Raw genomic sequence first — 23389 nt, forward strand, 5'->3', positions numbered from 1 at the left:
ATGCGTTAACATAACCGCAAGCCTACGCGCCTATTTTTGTATATAAAAGAGATTCCCCAGATCGCCTTTGATGGTGGTCTTGCCTACCAATCGATACCCTTTGTCATCGAGAAATTGTGACACTTCCGAATCGAGATCGACCCTGAGCGACGCTTCGGTTTCGGTTACCACAATTGACGGACGAAACCGATCCCAGTCATTAGATTGAAGTATCTCAAGATCATACCCTTCCGCATCCACATCGAAAAAATCGAGTCGGTCGGATGGTGTGAGTCGCTCGTCCAAAATCTCCCGTAAAGGACGCGTAGGTACGTCAACCACCCGTTTCACCTTATCGGCCAGACCGTAGCGTCGTATGAAGTCGCCGTCAAGGGTGTTCATCGAGTCGTAACCCGACAACAGCATGTAATATTGAAGGGTGGCTGACTCAAGTCCGACGGCTGTATTGATGAATTCGTCGGTCGGACGGGTAGCGCGATAGAGGTCCGCCAATTCCGGATTGGGATCGATACAGATACCCCTCCAGCCCCTTAGGTAGAAATAATAGCTATTCGATGCCTTGACGGGATGCCACGATCCGATATCGACGTAGGATCCGGGTGAAGCATTTTGCAGGAGCCTCATTAACTGAATGTCGTCTCCCGACCGTGAAAAACTCACGTTTAACCGTTTTTCTATTAAGGTTCTTATCCAGCTCTTCATTCCGCCGTCCAGTTTTGTTTCATCAATAAAGCCCCGTGTTTTCTGGCTACCGGCATTTGGCCCGTGCCGAAATAATTGGTAGCCAACACTTCAATATGGAAGGCCTCCTCTACTTCATCGCAAAATCCATTGCGTAGCGACATCCAGGTGGTTCCCTTGTAAACACCACCCGTTAGGTTAAGATCGGGCAGCAAACAGCGGAAGGACGTATACTTCTCTGCCGATACAATCTGCATGTCGTCATATCGATTGGATATGGTGAACAGGATGACATTGCGCTCATTTCGAAAAACCACATAAAAGCCCACTGCTTTGACCTCGTCGAGCGATAAGCGTCGATTGAGGGTAAAGACCATTTCCAACGCATCACCGGAACGGACGGTCTGGTAAAGAGCGTCAGAACCGTTCAGTTGAATGGCGTCCAACCACAAATCACCTTCGGTCGTACGTCGGGCCTTTGAAAGATCGGTATTCTTACTCGATGACAGGTAGTACGCAATCGCTTCCTGTGGGGATGCTTTTTTAATGACCGAGCCATGCTCAAGTACAACAACCGAATGGCACAGCGATTCAATCGCATTCATGTCATGGCTTACGAAAAGAACCGTTCTACCCTGCCCTTTTGAAATATCCTGCATTTTGCCAAGTGCTTTTTTCTGGAATTCGGCATCTCCTACCGCCAACACTTCGTCTACGATTAAAATCTCGGGTTCAAGGAAAGCCGCCACTGCGAAGGCAAGGCGCACCGTCATACCGCTGCTGTAGCGTTTGACGGGTGTATCGATGTAACGTTCACAACCTGAAAAAGCGATGATATCCTCTAATTTTGACGCAATTTCCTTTTTTGACATACCTAAAATGGCACCGTTAAGAAAGATGTTTTCGCGTCCGGTGAGTTCTGGGTGGAAACCCGTTCCGACTTCCAATAAAGAAGCGATCCGGCCCTTTGAACGAATACGGCCTGTAGTTGGGGCGGTTACTTTGGAAAGTATTTTAAGTAACGTCGACTTACCTGCACCGTTTTTGCCAATGATCCCAAGCACTTCGCCCTGGTGAACGTCAAAAGACACATCGCGGAGGGCCCAAACATAATCGCTGTCGCCTTTTCGGGATCTGTCGTTTGCCTCTCCGACTTTTAGAAACGGATCTTCAAGTCCGCGCACGCGATACCACCATCTTTTAAGGTCATGACTGAGGGTTCCGGTGCCGATCTGGCCCAGTCGATATTGTTTCGACACGCTTTCTACAGAAAGAATGATATCCTCACTCATATCGTATCAATAAAAGTTCGTTCCGTTTTATTGAAAATCAGCAATCCGACAAACAACACTACAACGGTGGGAATAATCGTCATTCCGATACTCTCCATCGCCGTATCGCTGCCCCCGAGCAACATCCTACGGGAAATTTCAACCATATGTGCAAGGGGATTGTATTGAATCGCCCAAGCCCACTGAGGCAACTTCTGTTGTACGAGTTCTATGGGATACGTAACCGCCGAAAGATACATCAGAAGCTGGACGCCGAATACCACGAGAAAACTCAGGTCACGGTATTTCGAAACCAGCGATGACACAATCATGCCCAGACCCAATCCGAGCAGGGCCATGGAAATAATTAGAAGCGGGAACAACAAAATGCTCGCATGTGGTCGAATCTCCACTCCGGAAAAGTAGAAATAGAGATAGAACCCGAAAAAGATGACGAGTTGGATGAGGAACTTCACCAAATTAGACAGCACCACGGAAAGAGGCATGATGACGCGGGGAAAATAAACCTTCCCAAAAAGAGCCGCATTTGTTTTGAACGTATCCGCTGTGGTCGTAAGGCATGTTGAGAAAAAAGTCCAAACGGTCACCCCGGCCAAATTGAACAAAAAAGGAGGCACACCATTTGTCTGGATGTCCGCTATTCCATTAAAGATGATTGTAAAAATGACCGTAGTAAGAATGGGTTGGATGACATACCACAACGGCCCCAAAATCGTCTGTTTATAAAACGCCACCAGATCCCGTCGAACTAACAAAACCAGAAGATCGCGGTATCGCCAGACTTCTTTAAGGTCGAGGCGCAGCAATGTATCACGGGGGGTAATTTCAAATAGCCATGTGCGGCTCGACACGTTTTCCAAAACGTACTTTTTAGTTCGGTTCAAATATACAACTTATAACAAAAGTGCCTGAAATCACGGGCGTCATTTATACCAACTAAAAAAAGGGCAGCCCTTTCGGACCGCCCTTTGTATGTAGGGTGTTAAGCGATTAGTACGCCACCTTCTTGGTTACGACCCTTCCGTCGGCGGAAGTAATCTGTACCAACAAGACTTGGTGCTCTGCTTTCAGGTCACCCAACTGGGCCACATTCGAGCTGATCGCTTCTTTGGTGTATACCTGACGGCCGCGGATGTCGAAGATTTTCACATTCGCCATCTCGATCGTACCGGCGTTGATGGTCAGCACCTGGTTGTCATCTTTATAGATAACCACCGTGTTCGCATCGAAGCCTGGGATACCCAAGGTCGTATTGACATACTGCAACTGCAGACGGTCATTGAAGTCGCCCGCTTCGGTAGCGAAGCTGTAAGAGGCTTGTTTCAGGTTGGTCACAACCCCTGTCAGGTTATCTTTCAGGAAGATGTCCTGATCGCCCTCAAACACACCATCCACGTGGTCAAGCGATACCGTGAAGGTACCAGCTGTCTCAGCACGAAGACCCATCGGAACGATGTCGTCAGCGCTGAACGCAGGACGTGCCTGGATCACGTAACGGTCACTTCCAATCAGTGAGGAAATGTTGTTACCATTCGGGATCAGTTTCGCCTCGTAGCCATTGTCATCAGCCAGTGTGGCAGATGGGATATAAGCTACCAACATCTGGTTACCTTTCACATCGCCGTTGGCCACATTCAGCCAGATACGGCTGCGATCGCTATCCGCTGTACGGAAGAACTGACCTGCATTGTTGCCCAAACGCATTGAGTTGTTGAAGGTAACGCTTGATACGTTGCCTGTGTTGCTCAACAGGAAGCCCTGACCTACCTGGATCGTACCGTTCGGAACCACACCGCCTGAGTAGGCAGCTGCTGCTCCTGAGTTGGTGATCGAAGCGTAGTTGTTGCTTCCAGCCGTTTGGTTGGTGTGTGTCCAGAAGTACAACGCACCTCCGCCGTTAGCCGAACGGAACGCAGCCGCATCGATAGTAGACGGATACGGGTTCGAGATCATATGGACATTCGATACTCCGTTGGTAGTCGTAACGTTGTACGTACCGTTGTTGGCAACACCGATGAACTGGCCGTTGAACCATGGCTGGGTAGCTGGTTGTGAATAGTTCGGGTTAGCGAACGTATTCGGGGCACGAACCATATAACCCGTACCAGGACTGAAGTCATAAGTAGCCATCGCCGGATCGGTACTGCTAGAGAATACCGGAACATACGCGTTACCCGTAGCACTGAACGTATAGAAACGGTTCCAAAGTGTCAACGGAGAGAAGTTGAACAACTTCTGACCCGATACCGGTGAACCCCAGTATACGTAATCCTGACGCCAAACGCGGACTTTCGTCTTAACAGTAATGTTACCACTGTTAGCTCCCGTGTAGCCCGTCTGCAACAGGTTCGATCCCTGCTCGATGATCAGCGATGAACCAGTCTGAACCGTTACCGGACCAGAAATGTCAAAGTCATACGCCGACGTCGTAGCATTCCCTGCGTCAACCGTACCTACGCGCACTACTGCCTCGTTTATCAACGAAAGTGAACACGCGATCAGATCAGCATCTGCAGTATAATTACCAGAGAATACCGCGGCCACACCAGTAGTTGGCGCACCGTTCGACCACTGCGTACCATCCCATGTTGTGGCAACGGTAACAGTGATTTCAGAAGAAGTAGCCTCTGAGCAAGCACCGCTTTGAACAACAGCACGATAACGTGTCGTTGAAGCGATCATACCGATGCTCAATGTGCTGGTTGTGTTGGCAATCGGTGACCATGTTGTAAATGGTGACACCGCGCTTTCCCAACGAACCACACTACCTGTATTACCGGTAAGGGTAAGCGTACCGCCATCTGTTCCGCAGACAGCACCACTGCGTGCAAGGCTACCACCCACAGAAACTGGGCTCACCGTGATTTTCACTGCAGTAGAGTTCGCAGTCGAACAAGCACCGCTCTGTACCACCGCACGGAACCAGGTATCAGCTGTCAACGCACCCATTTGGGCCGATGTCAACGTCGTGCTGGTCGTGACAATGTCAGTAGCAGACGTAAACGCTGCATTCGACGCACGTTGCCATTTTACCACATTACCTACATGGCCTGAAAGGCTTACATCAGTTGGAGTACCTCCCGTACAGATAGTCTGGTTAGACGATACGGAGCCTCCTACAGAAGTAGGATTAACGGTGAAGTTGAACGTGCTGCAAGACGAAGCCTCACCATTCGCGTTCAATGGAACCACGCGCCAGAAATACGTGCCTGCAGCCAATGGAGCCGCCGTAGTAAAGCTTGTAGTCGTTTGGTCGTTCGAAACCAGTGTGGTTCCGTCAACGGTGTCAAGATATACGTCATATGCTGTCGCATTCGTTACAGCAGCCCATGAAAGGGTAGTTCCAGATACAGAGGCGCACAAGTTAGCGCCACCAGCAGGAGCTGTTGGAGCCGCGACGCACACAGGTACAGGTGCCGTGACACAAACGGTGAAGTTCCCTGATCCGGCGCCACTTGCTGCGTGGTAAATACGTACGAAATACGTATTACCCGACACAAATGCGTTGCTAGTATACGTCTCAAGACCTCCCGTACTAGTGCCGTTCGTACAAGTCAATGAAGTCAGTGTACCGGTAGCAGTGTTGTCTGAAGAAGAGAACACCTGCAGCACGGCATTATAACCTGAACCTGACTGTACCGTCACAACCTGGTAGGTTGAGGATGCCACGAAGGAATACCATACGTCATCATCCGGTGTTCCTGTACACGATGTCTGAGGCGACAAGGTAGCTACAAGAATATTCGGTTGTGGACTAGACGTTGGGTTACACACAGAATCAACTGTAAGGGTAACGGCACCGGCAATGTTGTCATTGGCAGGTGGATTCACCACTTCGTTCACCGAAATAGAGAACTGTCCGTTTCCTGAGCCTACTCCGTTGTGGAACACACGCAGGTAGTACGTAGCACCGCCAGTAGTCAGCCCTGTCGGGTTGATGGCCTCTACCAAACCAGCCGATGTACTGTTAGCACATGTGATCGGTGTCATTGACGAATCGAACAACTGCAACACGCCATCGTAACCAGGTGAAGACCTGAGACGGATGTTGTAGTCAGCAAATGTTGTGGTGTTGAATGAGAACCACACATCGTCGTCTTCAAATCCGGCCGTCGAGCACGAAGCTGTGCCCACCCCTGAGTTGGTAGCACCGTCGGACGTATAATACGTACCGCACAGTTCAGACGGAGGTGATGATAATACGGTCAATGGAGTAGCACCCGCCACTTCGTTATTAGACGGAACCGGAGTCGTCGGTGCACTGGTCAAGCCTGAGTAGATACCTGGTGTAAGAGACACCATGGTATAACAAGCTGGCATACGCGTAAGCGCGGTTTGGTTCGTCGTAGAGAAGAAGTTGGTGTTCGCTACTTGTTGGGCGAAACGATCGGAAGCCGTCGTTCCGTTAGGCGTAGTGCCATTGTAACCCACGCTGTAGCTGTATGCAGATGTTACAGTACCATCAAAACCATTAAAGTTACCATAGATAAACTCGATATGGTTATCTGATTCGTACAGTTTTACCTGGAAGTTCAGGTTTGGACCAGGGATGTTGAAACGTTCCATACCCGCCCACTCTACTGTAATCACAGCAGAACCGGAACCTAACACACCTGTAACCTGATAACGCATACACGCATCGCGGTTGGCATACGCTTGACCCGTGAATACAAGGTCATCCCAGAATGGAGCCAATACACGGTTCTGTCCGGTAGAGGTCAGGTCGTTTGAGAACGCAGTAGATGTGTTCGCAGTATTGAACGTCATCCATCCGTTTGAAGACGCCTGGAATCCACTCACCGGAGCACCTTGGTAGGTGAAGGTCGTTCCGGTAAGGCTTACCGTAGTAGACGTGTTATCGTCACCCGATGTAGTACTCTGCCAGCCAGGGAATGCGGTACCTGTTCCGCCGGCAGCCGGCATGATCGAGGTGTATGACGCACTTGTAATGGCCGTATCATACGTACAGATGCTTACGATAACATTCGACACGTTTGAATATCCTGTAAGGGCAGTAGCCGAACAGTCAACACGCAACCTGTAATACTTGGTAACGGTCAACGCAGGTGTCGTATAGGTAGGCGTAGTCGCCCCTGTTCCACCTGTAACCGCAGCCCACGCATCGCTCACACCATTGTCATCTGACTCTTCCCACTGGAAGCTGGTACCGGTTCCGGTAGAATATCCGGTAGCCGCCAGTTGAACGGTATTCGTCGCACAAACATTGAATGTAGCCTGAACCGTACCACCTGTTGGCGTTCCGTTACAAATTGGAGCCGCAATCACATTGACAGTATAGTCTTCGAATGAACCGAAGGAGCCTGAGTAACAAGGCGTCACCGGACCTGAGTCCTGACCACCGATACGCATTCTGTGCGGACCTACCGTTGCCAAAACAGGCACGGTAAAGCTAGCCGAAAGCGTCGTTGGGTTGGTGGCAAGTGACGTACCCGTATAAGCGATCTCGCCAGTATCGTCGAAATCAAGGTCATCGTTCCAGTCAATGAAGATACGGGTGTCATACGTGAAACCGGTCGAATACGTGATGCTCACCGGAACTACGTCTCCTTGCGTGACCGTTGCCGATAATCCGGAGTAGTCAGCATAGTTTCCAGTTTCAGCACCAGTAGAGTTGTTAACCGTACCGAATGTCACATTCGTGATACCACTTCCGTCAACTGAAGTCGGTGCAGGAACGCAGTATCCTGTAAAGAACGATCCGATAGACGACCAATCACTTACGGTACCAGAACCACAGTTCGAACGTACCCAGAAATAGTATTGGGTGTTCGCTGACAACGTTGATAACGTAGCGGATGTACCAGTAGCGGTGCCTGTCGGTGTATCCGTAGTCAACGGAGTTACATTCGATGTTGAAACGTAATATTCATACCCATTTGACGGCGCAATCGAAGGAGCGGTCCATGTGATAACCGCACCACCAGTAGAAACTGAAGAAGTCGTGAGCGCTGAAGGCTCATTACAAACCGGCAGGTCTTCCACGAGTACATCGTCAAGGTACAGGACCCATCCATCAGCCGGTGCTGCATTTCGGACGAACGCAATGTAAATAGAAGAGCCCGCATATGCTGACAAATCAACCGTCATCAACTGATAAGTCGTAGAAGCGACCGGCGTTGAGGCCATCGCAATATTCGTGAAGTCACTATAGGAACCGCCCGTAGTTGAAATACGAACCGAAATTTCATCGGGTTCCCCCGTTGAATTCGCACGTACCCAGAAGCGAAGCCTTTTCGGAGCACCCACCAGGGTCAACTGAGGCGTAATCAAGTAATCATCATTAGCAGCATTGAAATCTGTATTCAAAGCAGCCGCACGACTACCCGAACGCGGGTTGCTGGTTGTGATCCCCCACGTACCTGAATCTCCTCCGTCAATAACGGTGAAACACGGTAAGGTAGTAGACGTCGTTTCGAATGTCTCCGTCCATGGGAAAGTCGACACTGGATCACAAAGGGTAGTAAACGCCGAAGCAGGCGCCCAGCTACTGTAATCACCACCGCCGCAATTAGCACGTACCCAAGCGTAATACGTAGTGGAAGCAGCCAGTGTGCCCAGTGATGTTGTCAACACGCCTGCACCGACTGAACCTGTTGGTGTTGTAACAGCCGTTGGAGCTGTGCTGGTAGTATCGAGATAATAATCATATCCGCCAGAAGGAGCACTAGCCGACGCCGTCCAGTTAAGGGTAGCTGAACTGTTTGTGATGGCATTTACAGTTGGCGAAGACGGTGCCAAGCACGATGGTACCGGAATTACATTCACGGTGTAGTCTTCAAACGTACCAAACGAACTTGTCCAACACACAGTTGGCGGTCCTGCATCAACACCACCGATACGCATTCTGTGCGTTCCGTAGAAACCAACACCTGTTGGAACCGTGAACGAAGCAGCCAGGGTAGTTGGGTTCGTCGCAAGGGATGTGCCGCTGTAGACCTCTTCACCTGCATCCGCAAAGTCAAGGTCATTGTTCCAGTCGATCCAGATTTTGGTATCGTATGTAAAACCTGTTGAGTATGTAATGTTCACCGGAATTGTCGCACCGGTAATCACATCACCCACCAGCGAGGAGTAGTTTCCATAACCACCGGGTTCAGCACCGGTCGGATTGTTGATTGTAGAGAACGAAACGTTTGTGATACCATTTCCATCCGTGCTTGTAGGTGCTGGCGAACAATAGGTCGTACTGAACACAGCAGAGTTTCTCCACGGGCTGTAGGAGCTCGAAGAAATGCTACAAGCGGAACGAACGTAAGCCGTCAGACCGGCAACAGAAGGAAGTCCTGAAACTGTAGTAGTCAATACACCTGCCCCAACCGAACCGGAAGCGACAAGGCCTGTCGACCCGCTGCCACCCGCACCACTCGTGCGGATTTCGTACTCATATCCATCAGCAGGCGCACTCAGCGAGGCCGACCACGTCAGGTCAACTGAAGCAGCAGTGATGTTAGACACGGTGATGTTGGATACCACGTCGCACGATACCGTCGTGAAACTGGTTTCATTGGCGACACCGCATGTAGGGGCACCGTTACCGTTTTTCGGAACGATATACCAGAAATACTGGGTATTTGACAACAGTGGCGTTGTGAATGTATACGAGGTAGTCGCAACATTGGTCAGCAGTGTTTCGCCGCCTGAAGAAGTTCCGAAATACACATCATAACTGGTTGCGTTGGTAGCTGCTGCCCACGTGAGGGTCGGTAGCAAGGCGACTTGTGTTACCGCATCAACCGGATCTGTGTTTGTTGTACAGGCAGGAACCGGAGCCGTTACACAGATCGTGAAGGCACCTGTTCCGGCACCTGTACCACTGTGGTACACACGTACGAAATAGGTTTGGCCTGCCGTGAACGGACCTGAATAGGTTTCGATACCACCACCGGTAGTCGCGTTCACACACGCTACAGAGGTGAGGGTACCCGAACACGTATTATTAGAAGAGGTGAAAACCTCAACATGTGGGTTGAAACCTACCGCACTTCCGGTTACCGTGATAATATTGGTACCGCTGCTCACGAAAGAATACCATACGTCGTCGTCTGGGTTACCACCGCAGGCCGCTTGCGAAGAAGCCGTCGCCGTGAACGTGTTACCAGCCGTTGTCGTACAGGTTGCAGTCGGCGTGAGCGAAGTAGCCGTACAGATATCATCGTTAGCAGGTGGTGTCGGTGTAGCGTTCACGATAATCGAGAAGTCACCGGTAACACCAAAGCTCGAAGGCGCAACGGTAACCGTCGGCGTACCCGAATAACCGGAACCGCCCTGGCTGCCTTGGAGCGCAATAGCTGTGATCGCACCGCTGGTCACTGTAACTTTCGCCACAGCACCTGAACCCGTAGCATCGGTAATATATACGAACGGAGTTGCAGTAAGTCCTGCACCACCATTACACGTAATATACCCCGTTCCACCGTTGGTTACCGTGAAGCCGGTAATCGCGCCTCCCGAAACAGTAGCGGTTGCAGTTGCCTGCGTTCCACCTCCTGCATGGTACACACGCACGCGGTAGACATTACCCGGTGTCGTTGTAAAATCAACCTGGTTGATGGTCTCGGTCAGTGATGTACCGGTCAGGCCGTTCGCGTTCTTCGACGCAAGCGGCGTTGTATAGTCACCGTCATTAAAGATCTGTACGACCGCATCATAACCACCTGAACCGCGAACGGTAACAGTGGTGTTGGTCGAATTCGCCGTGAACTTGAACCACACGTCGTCATCGGCTGTCGTTCCTGACACAGGAGCCGCAATACCTGAACTCGCTGTCGCGAACGCAGACGAATAGAACGAGCCACAGAAGTTCGCCGGAACAGTAGGCAGCGTCGTCAAATCGATCGCGCCCGCTGGCTCATCGTTGGTAGGCGGACCTGGCACACCCGGATACGGATCATTCGCACGAATGGAACCCGCTGGTGTGAAGGTATACATACTCGAACAGTTTGGCATAACCGAAAGCTTGTTAACACCTTCGTTTGTTGTTATACCTCCCAAACTTGAGAAACTAAGGGAATTGGCCTGCTGTAGTGCGATAACCTCGCCCGCCACAGCCGGTGTACCCCATGTGGAAGCGGTCATACCCATGGTGTAGCTAAACGCATAGCCGTTGGTAACCGTACCATTATTCGGGTTGGTTCCGTCAAAGCCCTGCATCACACCATATACATATTCGATATGGCTGTCAGACTCATAGAGTTTGACCTGGAAGTTAAGGCTAGGACCAGGATAGTTAAATACTTCCACGTTTTCCCACTGCACGGTCAATACGCGGTTAGGGGATGTACCCGTGACTTCGTATTTTACGAACTGTGTGTTCGGCGTGCCGTTGTTTACATACAAGTCTTCCCAGAAGGGCGCCAGCACAAAGTTGTTACTGGTGCTATTCGAGATACCGTTGTTGAAGGATGTAGCGGTATTCCCGCTATTCAACGTCATGAAACCATTCGTCGTTACGCGGAATGACGACACGGTCGTACCGGCATATTGGAATGGGAAGAATGTAAATGGACCGTAGTTGGAATCATCGGCGGTACCCGTGGTAGGCGTCGCAATGACGGCAGAAGCCGATACCGGCGTGTAAACGATATTGTCTGTACGCGTGATGTTATATTTCAAGCGATCAGCGGTAGAAATAGAAGCCGGGTTGGCTGTAGCCGTGGCCGTGTTGTAGAAATAACTTGGCGACGTACACAAGCGGCTCTCATACACGCGAACAAAATACGTAGTCCCAATGGTCAAGCCGGTAACCGTAACCGATGTACCTGTACCGTTAAAGACAAGTTGTTGCCCTGAACCTCCGTATACCGTGTTGGCTGTGCCTGGCACTACCCCATTGGTGGGGTCTACAAAGGAATTGGTCGTATTGATGTAGACAGAACGGTTGTTACCGTTACCTGCCGTCCAGCTAAATGTTGCAGATGTTGTCGTCGCAGCGGTCTGCGTAATAGCAGATGCCTGGATAGTCGGGTTTGCCGGCCCGGAAACCGATACGACGTTGGAGTACGCGATATCAGAAGTGGGCGTACACGTAACGCGAAGGCGGTAGTACTGTGTACCACTGGCATAGGCCGGTGTGGTATATGACGCCGTCGTCGCACCCGTACCTCCGGAAACGTTCGCCCATCCGGTCGAACCATCAGGTGATGTTTCCCATTGATAAGCTAACCCCGTAACACCAGTAGTGTTACCAGTAACTGTAAATGCCTGTGTACTGCCTACGCAAATTGTCGACACTGCCGGACTAACAGTCCCCGCAGATGGAGGACCGGAACACGGTGGCGGTGGCGTAAACCTGTATACAGTTCCAGTAGCAGGTTTGGTTGAAAGCAACGTTTGAGATGTCGTACTACTCACAGCAGGCGTAGCTACGCTAGTTAAGTTCAAATAAGAGTTGGCACCTGAACCCGTAGCCGAACCGATACCGATCGAAGCAGAGCCATTGTTAACCGACCCCGACTCAGAACGATAAATGAATTCAATCACGTTCGTTGTCTCGTATAGTTTAATTTGGAAGCTCAGAACAGGAGACCCTGAGTTCCAATTCCACTCCCAATTTCGCCACTCAACAGTAAGAACGCGGCTTCCGACTGAACCTGTCAACTCATAGCCCGCAAAGGAGCCTCCAGTGGCAGCTCCGTCCAAGTCGTCCCACAGCGGCGCGATGATAGGCCGCGAGGTAGCATTGGCCGTAGTGAAGTCGTTAGTCGTCAATGAAGAAGTACCGGTCGTGTTCAAACTGATAAAGCCGTTTGAACTCATCCGGAACTGCGTGTAATTCACGCCTTCATAGACGAATGTAAACCCAATGTTTTGCGCCGTACTGAGAGCGGTATCGGCCTGCACAGACGTTAGCTGTGTGGCTGAACCACTCACCTGCGTGTAAGTACCTGTCGTTGCGAGAAACGAATAATCTCTCGCAGTCTGAGCATGGACACTGACTGAACACAGATGCACGACTACAAAAGCGATAAACCAAAGTAGGAAACCTCGGCCTGCCCTATTTCCCGAACGCGGTCGAGAATGAGCGGAATTGTAGTTTTTATACATAGTTAATAAAATTTTAGTGCCTAAAGATATTCAAAAAAAGTTAATGGTTTATTAATATTCCGATAATAAGCTAATTATTCCGACGTTTTCGACCGAAAAATAAACGAATTACGAGTAAAAAACCAAATACTTTGAATTATTCTCAATATTAAAAATCGCAAAAAGACACTATATTTTACTTAATAACACAACTATTAAATCACAATTTGATAACTTTTGAGGTATGGCATTTAAATAAAAGGGCTGTATATGAAAAATTGTGATGTGAGTGTTAATTCTATGATTATTCCTATGCACTCTATGAAAATTATCTGGCAATAGCGCAAAAAAAAACCTCCCGTTTCCGGGAGGTTTCTCTTATTTATAACCAGCGATTAGTACGCCACCTTCTTGGTTACGACCCTTCCGTCGGCGGAAGTAATCTGTACCAACAAGACTTGGTGCTCTGCCTTCAGGTCACCCAACTGGGCCACATTCGAGCTGATCGCTTCTTTGGTGTATACCTGACGGCCGCGGATGTCGAAGATTTTCACATTCGCCATCTCGATCGTACCGGCATTGATGGTCAGCACCTGGTTGTCATCTTTATAGATAACGACCGTGTTCGCATCGAAGCCTGGGATACCCAAGGTCGTATTGACATACTGCAACTGCAGACGGTCATTGAAGTCTCCTGCTTCGGTAGCGAAGCTGTACGAGGCTTGTTTCAGGTTGGTCACAACCCCTGTCAGGTTATCTTTCAGGAAGATGTCCTGATCGCCCTCAAACACACCATCCACGTGGTCAAGCGATACCGTGAAGGTACCAGCCGTCTCAGCACGAAGGCCCATCGGAACGATGTCGTCAGCGCTGAACGCAGGACGTGCCTGGATACCATAACGGTCATTACCGATCAGCGAAGCGATACAGTTACCGTTCGGGATGAGGATACCATCAAGCGACATATCGACGCCCATAGTGGCCTCTTCCGTATAACCGACCAACATCTGGTTACCTTTAACCGTACCATTGGCTACGTTCAGCCAGATACGGCTGCGGTTGCCGGAAGCGGTCCGGAAGAACTGTCCTTCATTATTGCCCACACGCATCGCGTTGGTAAAGCTGACGCTTGCCAGGTTGTTGTTATTCGTGAACAGGAAGCCCTGCCCTACCTGGATCGTACCGTTCGGAACAGCACCACCCAAATAAGCGGCCGTGCCTCCCAAATTGTTATACATCGCGTAGTTGTTACCACCCGGTGTTTGGTCATGGTGCGTCCAGAAGTACAACGTACCTGGGTTAACCGAAAGGAATCCGGTTGTCGCATCGGCATTAACGGTCGACGGATACGGGTTCGAAATCATATGGACATTCGATACGCCATTCGTAGTCGTTACGGAAACCGTACCGTTGTTTGGTACACCCGTAAACTGGCTGGTGAACCAAGGCTGTGTTTCCGGAGCCGCGTAGTTCGGGTTAACGAACGTATTCGGGGCACGAACCATATAACCGGTTCCCGGAACGAACTCATAGGTTGCCAACGCAGGGTCGGTCGCATTTGCGAAGACCGGAGCATAGGCGTTACCTGCCGGATTAAAGGTGTAGAAACGGTTCCACAGTGTCAGTGGAGAGAACGCATTCAGTTTCTGACCCGATACCGGTGAACCCCAGTATACGTAATCCTGACGCCAGATACGAACTTGTGTCTTCACGGTGATATTACCACTGTTGGCCCCAGTGTAGCCTGTTTGCAACAGGTTCGAACCTTGCTCGAACGTCAGGGAACCACTCTGTACCGTTACCGGACCAGAAATATCAAAGTCATACGCCGATGTGATCGCATTCGTGGTAGCGTTAACCGAACCTACCGTCACCACAGCACCGCCATTGACGGTCAATGAGCAGGCCGCGAGATCCGATGTCGCACTGAAGTTGACCGGGATAACTGCAGCCATGCCGGAGTTAGGTGTTCCGTTTGACCACGTTGTACCATTCCAGCTGGTAGACACTGCATCCACATTGATTTCAGCAGAAGTCGCAGTAGAACATGCTCCACTTTGCACCACTACACGATAACGCGTCGGAACCGACAAGGCACCTACGGCATACGACGTGGTCGTATTCGTGATCGGTGTCCAGCTAGTGAACGGTGCAACCGAACTTTCCCAACGTACAATCGTTCCTGTATGGCCAGACAGCGTCAACGTTCCTCTGTCGGTGCCGCACACGGATGTGCCCGCCGAAATAGTACCGCCAACCGAAGCTGGATCCTTGATGAAGCTGAACGTACTACATGCACCGGCTTCGCCATTCGCATTTAGCGGAACGACACGCCAGAAATAAGTACCGCCTGCCAAAGGAGCCGCTGTTGTATAGCTTGTAGCCGTTTGGTCATTTGATACCAGTGTGCTTCCATCAACGGTATCGAGATACACGTCGTAATTAGTAGCATTGGTCACTGCAGCCCATGAAAGTGTGGTTCCGGTTCCGGAAACGCACGAATTGGATCCGTTGACCGGTGCGGTAGGTGCAGCAACACAGACGGGTGACGGAGCCGCCACACATACTGAGAAGTTACCACTGCCGACACCGCTGGCAAAATGATAGACGCGAACGTAATACGTATTACCAGGCACGAAGGTATTCGACGCATAGGTCTCCGTTCCAGCCGTGCTTGTGTTGTTCGTACAGGTAAGCGAGGTAAGCGTACCCGTCGGTGTGTTGTCGGATGACGAGAACACCTGGAGTACGGCATTATAGCCTGAACCCGATTGAACGGTCACGACCTGGTAGCTTGACGAGGCAACGAATGAATACCACACGTCATCGTCCGGTGTACCGGTACAAGCCGTTTGAGGTGAAAGCGTTGCCGCCAACACGCTTGGTTGAGGGCTATTGGTCGGGTTACAGAAGGTATCCACAGTCAAAGACACTGCACCTGCTATGTTGTCGTTCGCAGGAGCTGTAATCACCTCGCTCACACAGATCGAAATCTCTGGTGTTGTGCCGTTTCCGGTACCAAGGTGGTATACGCGAACATAATACGTCGCACCCACTGTGAGTCCTGTTGCAGCAAGGGTTTCGGTCAAACCGTTACCTGTTGCGTTGATACAGCTTAGTGACGTAGTACCTGCATTGCTGAATAGCTGCGCTACAGGGTTGTATCCGCCACCTCCGTATACACGGATATTAATGTCTGCCGTGGTGGCTACGAAGCTGAACCAAACGTCATCGTCCGGTGTTCCGATAGCCGACGGCGAACAGGCTGAAATACCCGCAGAAGCCGTAGCGCCCGCTGTTGAGTAGTACGTTCCGCAAAGCGATGTACAAGGGGACGTGTTCACCGTGAGTGACACAGCGCCGCCCGGTTCGTCGTTTGCCGGTGTAGAAGCACCCGGAACATACGTTGTATACGCACCCGGAGTAAACAAGAGACTTGAGTTACAATCCGGAACGAAGTTCAGGTTGTTCACGGCCGTAGCGGCAAAACTGCGCGTATTGGCGAGTTGCTGCGCCGTAAGGTTGTTCACATTTGGCGTGCCTATCGTCTCACCATTCATACCCGCTGCATAGGCGTACGTATAATCAGTAGTACCATTGAAACCTTCCATTGAACCGTAGACAAACTCGATGTTGTTGGTCGTTTCATAGAACTTCACCTGGAAGTTCAGGTTAGGTCCGGCGTTCAGGAACGTCTCCATGTTTGACCATTCAACGGTCAGTACCCGGTTAGGTGCTGTGCCGTCAACCTGGTACTTGATCGGAGCCGAAGCACCTTGCAGTGACGCAACCGTATTCGGGTTACCCTGTGTGACAAGGTCAGCCCAGAACGGAGCTACCACAGAATGGTAGTTCGAAGTCGAACCAATAGCAGGTCCTGCCAAATGTGACGTATATGGAGTATCACTCAGCGATACGAATCCGTTAACGTGGGCCTTAAAGTTACTCACGACCGTTCCACGATATACGAATGGGAATGGGAAACTCACCGCCGTAGACGTGTTCTCATCGGTTTGCCAGCTGCTGTTAACGGCCGGTGTAGACGAGGTAGTACTCCACGTAAACGAGTTACCTGTTGAAATAATAGATGCGTAGCTTACACCCGTATTACGTGTTACGTCGAACGAACAAACCGATGCAACGATCGTATTCGTATTCGTATACGCAAACTCCGCGCTGGTGGCGCACGTTACCTTCAGACGATAGTAGCGTGTGCCGGACAATGTAGTCGGCGTGGTATAGGTATCCGTAGTGGCACCTGTTCCGCCTACTGCATCTGCCCAGGCATCCCCTACTCCATTATCATCCGACTCTTCCCACTGGAACGAAATGCCCGTGCCCGTTGTGTAACCGGTTGCTACCAGTTGTACGGTGCTACCGACGCAAACCGCAGAGGAAGATGGGATCGTACCTGCAGTCGGTGTACCCGTACAGATAGGCGCCGCCGTTACGTTGATGGTGTAATCCTCGAAGGTACCGAATGAACCCGTGTAACATGGTGCTACCGGACCGCCATCCTGACCGCCAATACGCAATCTGTGCGAACCGACGGACGCGCTCAATGGCACTACGAACGTACCTGAAAGGACGGTCGGATCATCACCGGCGGAGGTTCCTGTGTAGACAGTTTCTCCCGAGTCGCTGAAATCAAGGTCATCGTTCCAGTCAACGAAGATAGCCGTGTCGTAGGTATAACCCGTTTCATATGTGATGCTGAACGACACAGTCGACGCCTGTTGGGCTGTCGTAGACTGCGCGCTGTAATCACCATAGTTGCCTGTTTCGGAACTTGTCGTATTGTTGATAGTACCCATCGTTACATTCGTAATCCCGAGTCCGTCAACACTGCTTGGTGCAGGCACACAATGACCGGTGTAGAACGAAGCCGGAGACGACCATTCGCTGGTCGAAACACCCGTGCTACAAACCGAACGTACCCAGAAGTAATATTGGGTAGAGCCGCTCAACAGGGAGAGATTGGTAAAGGTTGTGCCCGCGGCCGTGCTGCCCGAAGGCGTAGTGGCATTGGTAGGCGTTGTGTTAGACGTACTGAAATAATACTCATAACCATCCGCCGGAGCCACCGCTGGAGCAGTCCAACTAACCGTAGCAGAATTCGTCGTAACGTTCGACGCAACCGGCGCATTAGGCGCAATACAGCTTGGCTGATCTTCCACGAGAATATCGTCAAGATACAGAATCCAACCATCGGCCGGAGCCCCGTTACGCACAAACGCAATATAGATGTTCGAATTGGCATACGCCGTCAAATCAACGGTCAGTTGTGTATACGTTGTAGACGCAACCGGTGTTGACGCGAGGGCAACGTTCGTGAAATTCGCCACCGTCTTACCGGTAGTTGAGATACGAACCGAAATTTCATCCGGCTCCGCTGCTGAATTCGCACGCACCCAGAAACGAAGACGTTTTGGTGTGGCATCCAGTGACAACTGCGGCGTAATGAGGTAGTCGTCGTTACTGCTGTTGAAATCAGAGTTCATGGCAGCACTACGCGCACCTGTACGAGGCTGAGACGTAGAAAGTGTCCATGTCTCTGTATCGGCATTGTTGTCGATTACCGAGAAACAGCCCAACCAGGTAGAAGTCGTTTCGAAACCTTCCGTCCATGGGAAAGTCGTCACAGCGTCACAGGCGGTTGTAAAGGTACCTACCGATGACCAGTCACTGGTCGTCAGTGCATCACACACCGAGCGAACCCATACGTAGTAATCAGTATTTCCTGTAAGGCTTGAAATACCAGCCGTCAGAATACCGGCCCCCACCGCACCCGAAGGCGTAGTAGCCCCGGTAGGCGTAGTGGAACTGGTGCTGAAATAGTACTCATAACCGTTAGCTGGTGTCGATACAGAAGCATCCCATGAAATGGTCGCGCTGTTATTGGTGATGGCAGACGCCACAACATTGGTAGGAGCGGCACATGGCGGCGTCTCTACGATGTTGATATCGTCGATGTAACAGTCGTTACCGAATTGACCTGTGAAAAGGAACGCGATATACACTTGCGGTTGATTACCCGCACCCGCAGGAAGCGTGACGGTTTTACCAATCCATCCCAGGGTACTGCCGTCGTAACGGACAATCGGTCCGCCTGCGTTTACCCATGTAGCACCATCAAGTGAATACTGTACCTGCACTTCGTCAAGGTTCGTATAGGTAAGTGAGTGAAGCCACTTAAACTTCACATCAACAAACGATACGCCCGTGGTATTGACAGCCTGCGAAACCAAACGGATCTGGTCGCCCGCGTCACAATCAAAGGAGTTAAAGCGGTAGAATCCGGTACCTTCTTCAGCAGAGAAGCCGGTCGGATTGGTCGATGCCGTTACATAGGTAAGGCTTGGTGTAGCGCCACCAGAACCTGTTCCGTCTGTAACCACCGTCGATGACCAACAACCCAATGAGCCGCTGTTAAGCCCTTGGGCCAATGGCAACCCTGCTGTAGCACAGTCGGTAACACAAATAGTGAAATTACCCGAACCTGCTCCAGACACGGCATGGTACACACGTACGAAATAGGTGTTTCCCGGAACGAACGTTCCTGAATAGCTCTCTTGGCCCGCTGAACTTGTCGCATTCACACACGCAACTTGAGTAAGTGTACCCGTTGGGGTATTATCCGAAGAAGAAAGGATCTGCATAGCCGCATTATAACCACTTCCCGATTGAACAGTTACTGTCATAAGAAGCGATGTCGCGGTGAACTTATACCAAACGTCATCGTCTGCCGTGTTACAGGCTGCCGGGGTTGTTGGCGATGCCGTTGCGGCCAGCGTAGATGGGAATTCGCTTGCCGTTGTAGTACATGAACTCGCTGGTGTCAGGGTTGTGGCCGTCGCAATGTTATCATTCGTTGGCGGCGAGATTACTTCACTGACGCAGATTGAAAGGTTGGTGGCCGTTCCGTTCCCTGTACCTGCATGGTACACGCGAATGTAATAGGTTACCCCAGTGGTCAACCCGGTCGCGTTGATGGTTTCGGTGAGTCCGGTTCCGGTTGCGTTGACGCAGCTCACGGCAGTCGTTCCAGCATCGCTGAAAAGCTGCACTACCGCATTGTAGCCACCACCACCATACACCTGGATTTTATAGTCGGTTGCAACACCGGCTGTGAATTTGAACCAAACGTCGTCATCAGGAGTGGTTCCTGCTACCGAACAGGCAGTAATGCCAGCCGAAGCCGTAGCGCCTTTGGTATCATAGTAGGTTCCACAAAGCGAGGTGCACGGAGACGCGTTTACTGTAAGCGTCGCAGCGCCTGCCGGTTCGTCATTCGCAGGCGTTGAGCTGCCTGGTACGTAAGCGGTGTAGTCGCCCGGTGTAAATAACACGCTGGAATTACATTCCGGCACAACATTGAGGTTGTTTACGGCCGTAGCGGCAAAGCTACGGGTGTTGTAAAGCTGTTGTGAGGTTAGGTTCGCCACAGAAGGCGTTACGATGCTTTCACCATTTAGACCCGAAGCGTATGAGTAGGTATAATCCGCGGTTCCGTTATATCCTTCCATTGATCCGTACACGAATTCGATGTTGTTGGTCGTTTCGTAGAACTTGACCTGGAAATTAAGGTTTGGTCCAGCATTATTGAACGTTTCCATGTTTGACCATTCCACAGTAAGGACACGGTTTGGAGATGTTCCGTCCACCTGATACTTGATCGGGGCGCCTGCGCCCTGAAGCGACGAAACCGTGTTTGGGTTACCGGCGATGACAAGGTCAGCCCACATCGGCGCGATAACGCTCTTCCATGTGGCCGTGGAACCCAATCCAACGGTGAAGCTACTCTGGGTGGAGAGTGCCGTGTTACTCAGCGTTACAAAGCCGTTTACTGTCGCACGGAAACCGGTTACGGTAGTGCCGCGATACGTAAACGGGAATGGAAACGTTACTTGCGTCGTGGTGTTCTCATCCGTCTGCCAAGAGGAGTTGACGGCCGGTGAAGACGAGGTCGTGCTCCAGGTAAAGGCATTACCGGTTGAGATAATAGAATTATATGTGATACCGGTCGAACGTGTTACATCGTACGCACAGTTCACCGTCGTGATAGTTGCTACATTCGTAACATCCGACAAACCACTGTTCGAACAAGTAACGCGCAGACGGTAATAACGGGTAGAGGCAAGTACAGGTGGCGTATACGATGCCGTAGTGGCACCGCTTCCTCCGACCGCATTGGCCCATGCATCCGCTACACCGTTGTCATCCGATTCCTCCCATTGGAAGTTGATGCCCGTGACGCCCGTCGAAAACCCGGTGGCGGTTAGCACAGTACCGGATGTATTAGCGCAAATGGTAGTAGAAGCGGGAGCTACAGTACCGGGCGTAGGTGTGCCCGTACAAGGTTGTGAAATATCAACATTGGCAGCACCTATATAAAGGGCGCCTGATGTCAATTGCGCTACCGAAAGCACGCGTTGTGCACCCGGTGTACTTGTTCCACCCTGCTGAGTGCCTCCTACACTTGAAGAAGCCAGCAAGATGCGGCTGTTCGAATTCAGTGCGATGTATCCACCTGGTGCCACAAGCGCTACTTCATTATTGGTAGCCGAGTAGGCAGAACCTTCCGTACTGAAGGTCCAGCTGCCGTTGTAGCGTGATTCGATGGTGTAAGCACCGTCTATTACACTTACCGGAGTGGTGCCCGTGGCATCCACATACGTACAGGAAAGCTGTCCGGCCACCGTGGAAGTGCTACGTTCGATCCAAGCGGAACGGTTTTGATTCGTTGCCGAAACGAACGGATAGCGGCTGGTAGCAGTTGAGGGGTCGGTTCCACCCGTTATGGTGCTGCCGGTTCCGGCGGTTGTCCAATAACGGTTGAAGGTGCCTCCCGTGAAACCACCCGCAGTATAGCTAAGGGTACCGGTAGTGGTGGTATTGATTCCCAGGGTCAGTTTATTAGATCCCAGTGCCACTTTTCCGGCTGTAAACGTAAGCGTGTTGGCAATGCTGATATTATTGAAGTTCCAGTTGATATTCGGAACAGCCGCATTGGTATTGTTAAAGGTAAGTCCGCGAAGGGTATTCGCCGTAAACGAACCACTGCCTCCAACCGTCTGCACCGTAGTGCCGTTCAGGGTAAGCGCAGTAGCCGTTGATCCCACCGACATATCGATGGTGCCATTATTCGTAATGTTACCCGCCACAGCAACGCTCTTACCCGCCGTACCATTGTAGACATTAAAAGCGCCGCCCGCGTTGACTGTAAGGTTACCTACTATTGTAAAGGTGCTGGGCGTGGTGCCATAGTTGAGGATACCACTCGTACCTCCACCTATGGTGAGATTATTAACCGCTTGTCCGGTTTGGTCGATGGTCACAGTAGAACCGTCGGCAATCACCGCGTTATCGGCGGAAGTCGGAACGATCCCGCCTACCCAGGTAGCGGTAGACGACCAAAGTCCACCCGCACCATTTGACGTAATGGTCATAGGCGCCCGTGAGGTCATCGAGATGTTATCGATAGCAGCCGGGGGTTGTGAACCACCGGTCTCATTCTTCCATGAGAAGATAAGACGGAAGGTCGTACCGGCTAACGAAGCCGGCAGTGTAAACGTCGCCGTCTGTACGGTAGTCTGTATCTGACCGAATCCGATGAGGGTAGCTCCTGTAATTCCGGTTGGAATTACTCCGGTACCACTACCAGGATGCGAAGCAACACCTGTAGGCGTGACCGTAGTCGGCGCATAGAAGACCTGCCAAAGGTCCCAACTGCTTTCGCCATTGCTACGCCAGTTGAACGACAGCGTGATGATAGTCTCCCCTGCCGGAACGGTAATGTCCCGATAGAAATAGTTGGTAGCATCATTTGCCTGCGTATACGCATTGGTCGTACCACCATCGTTGGAAATGTAGGCGCTATTCCCGGAAAACGGTGCCGTCGACACCGCAGTGCCGACTACCCAAGGGTTATTGGCCGAACTGGAAGCGGTCCATCCGTTTGCAGCGAATGTCGATCCATTGGCAAAACCACCGTCTCCTGTCGGACTGATGAGGGTCGTCTGAGCAGACGCAGGGCCCACGGAGAAAAAGAGCAGGAACGCAAGGCCGAAAAGCCATCGGGCGAACCTAAAAACGGACGTAGAAGGAGGCGAACCTACATCATGCCCGATTCCGTCGTTGAGACCGGCATCCCTACCAGTCATCAAGAAAACGTAATTTTTACACATAGTTAAGATTAATTTAAAAGCCGAAGTTAACAAAAATAGTTAACCATAACTTAAATTAAATTAAAAAAATCACATTTGGAAACTATTTGTAAATATAACTGCGTTTTTATCGGGCATTTTATGCATTTAATCGTGTTTTCCTATTTTTAAATCGCATATAGAAATCAAAAAAGGGCAGCCCTTTCG

At 50.9% G+C, this 23389-nt stretch carries 5 protein-coding genes; all 5 read right to left on the reverse strand.

What is annotated here, in order from left to right; all coding sequences use genetic code 11:
* Positions 1-30 precede the first annotated feature (30 nt).
* Positions 31-624, reverse strand: a complete 594-nt coding sequence (locus tag MKO97_RS14680; RefSeq protein ID WP_241103956.1) for an FkbM family methyltransferase — start codon at positions 622-624, stop codon at positions 31-33.
* A 74-nt stretch (positions 625-698) separates the two neighbouring features.
* The gene (locus MKO97_RS14685; RefSeq protein WP_241103957.1) at positions 699-1973 is read right to left on the reverse strand and encodes an ABC transporter ATP-binding protein; all 1275 of its coding nucleotides are present in this window, start codon (positions 1971-1973) and stop codon (positions 699-701) included.
* Positions 1970-2824, reverse strand: a complete 855-nt coding sequence (locus tag MKO97_RS14690) for an ABC transporter permease (protein ID WP_319800087.1) — start codon at positions 2822-2824, stop codon at positions 1970-1972. Before MKO97_RS14690 ends, MKO97_RS14685 begins: the two co-directional genes overlap by 4 nt.
* A gap of 139 nt (positions 2825-2963) precedes the next feature.
* A complete protein-coding gene (locus MKO97_RS14695; protein WP_241103959.1) occupies positions 2964-12863 on the reverse strand; it encodes a GEVED domain-containing protein in 9900 nt (3299 codons plus the stop codon).
* Between the two features lie 548 nt (positions 12864-13411).
* Positions 13412-23179, reverse strand: coding sequence for a choice-of-anchor J domain-containing protein (locus MKO97_RS14700; RefSeq protein WP_241103960.1), 9768 nt, complete (start codon positions 23177-23179; stop codon positions 13412-13414).
* Positions 23180-23389: the final 210 nt, after the last annotated feature.

It is taken from the genome of Flavobacterium sp. HJ-32-4 (assembly GCF_022532105.1).
In the GTDB taxonomy this organism is placed as follows: domain Bacteria; phylum Bacteroidota; class Bacteroidia; order Flavobacteriales; family Flavobacteriaceae; genus Flavobacterium.